Genomic DNA, 1,778 nt, shown 5'->3' on the forward strand with positions numbered 1-1,778 from the left:
CCGCCGTTATTGCGATAGTAACCGCTGGTATAAATCGTATTACTCGCAGAGCTGATGGCCGGGATCATGGTATTGGAGCAGATATCAGCCCGGCTCCAGGTTGAACTCCAGCTGTGACTGACGGGATCCCAGGCAAAGCGCTCAACGCCCTGAGGGGAATCAAGGATCGGGCCGCGCGCCAGCGCGTCGGTAAGGGCGACTCCCGTACCGGTGCCTGCGCCCACATTATTGACCACAAAGGCACCGTAGTCCTGAATCGCCACGGACTGATCGCTCTGGATGTATTCAGTGCTCAGCGGCAGACCGCAGGTTACCGGGATGATCCCCGCAATGCGCTCGCTAAACCCGGTTGGGATCGCATCGCGCCAGAAAGCCACCAGACTCATTCGCTTCTTACCGTCGGTGATCACTACCAGCTTATCGGCATCGCTGCCGAACCCCATTAATGTCGGCGTAGCCCCTGAACCCGAGCCGAAGATGGTCGGGTAGGTATCACCGGTGGGATAAGAACTTACCCATGCGCCATCGGCCGGATCGGCAGAGAGCGTGCTGCCTGTCCAGACGACTTTATGCATCAGCTTATCCGAGACGACATAAATACCGCCGTGTTCATCTACCGCCGCCGAGTTTGAAACATACTCATCAGCTCCCAGCGTCAGGGTATGCACCGGGCCAGAGAAGGTGCGCGAAACGACCGAAATGGACCGCGTGCCCAGCACAACCAGATTCCCGTCATAGGTCAACACAAGACCTGTGATGGCCTGTCCTTCCGGAATAAATGCCGAGGTATCCAGCGTGCGTCTAATGCTTATCCCCAATAACGGTAAATCAGGAACATTCAACCCAACGGCATAGACTTTTGTGCCGTAGTTAGCGAACAAGGTATTGGTGTTATCCACAAGGCAATAGGCACTGTTAATTCCCCCGGAAGGGGTAACCGGTGAGAGTTGAGAAGAGATCCCTTCGATCACGCCAGGTGAATCCAGAGGTTGGGTGAGTAGTGTCACCAGCAGGTCTATGGGGAACTGAGTCAGCCCCGGAACGGGAAGGCGTGCTACGGGTGTAAAGGCATTACCGCTGGTACTGATATAGGTAATGCCGGTCCAGGTAACTCCCCACATATAATCGGGTGAGGGGGAGGCGAGGGTCATGATGTTAATGGGACCATTGACCGCCTGCGGTAGAGCAGGCGTGAGCGGTAACGACGCATGCACTGTACTTTCACCCGACGGAACCGGAAACGGCAGCGAGTCGGATTGAGAAGAGTCGAAGTGTGTGATAGCGGCTTTAGGGGCGGCGAGATAAGTATTCACGACAGGGTTCATGGTGTATCTCCACGGGGTAACCTGCATAACGGGCGTTGCCCAGCGTTAGGCAACGTCCTGCCCGGAACACAATTTTACTGTACATATATACAGTATTTTGAGTTCGTTCAGAAAGTATAATCAGATCGCCCGGCTTCGCCAGAAAAATGAGAAATTTTTAATATATTGATTTTTAACTATTTATTTTTGAGTTGTCTGCGTAACAGGTTGAGGTGGGGAGCCCGGACTTCATCGTAAAGATCATTTGTGAAGAAATACGCAAGGGGGTATTGAAAGGTCTGTCCTGACGAAATGCGTCAAAACCCTATTTAGGGAAGGCCTTGTAAGTTGTTGATTTATTATCGATGAACTGAATGAGTAGAAAAAAGGGTTAAAGGCATCAGAATTGATTATTTTCTTTTATGACAATACGATAGCGATCTTTGCTTTCAGTGCACTGCCGTACAGGCAGCT

General features: G+C 52.0%; 1 protein-coding gene. It reads right to left on the reverse strand.

Going from position 1 to position 1,778, the window contains the following annotated elements; all coding sequences use genetic code 11:
• A partial coding sequence (locus AK59_RS0121855; RefSeq protein ID WP_156037813.1) for a hypothetical protein occupies positions 1-1,325 on the reverse strand: 1,325 nt, incomplete at its 3' end.
• Between the last annotated feature and the right edge of the window lie 453 nt (positions 1,326-1,778).

It is taken from the genome of Enterobacter sp. T1-1 (genome assembly GCF_000710795.1).
In the GTDB taxonomy this organism is placed as follows: domain Bacteria; phylum Pseudomonadota; class Gammaproteobacteria; order Enterobacterales; family Enterobacteriaceae; genus Enterobacter; species Enterobacter cloacae.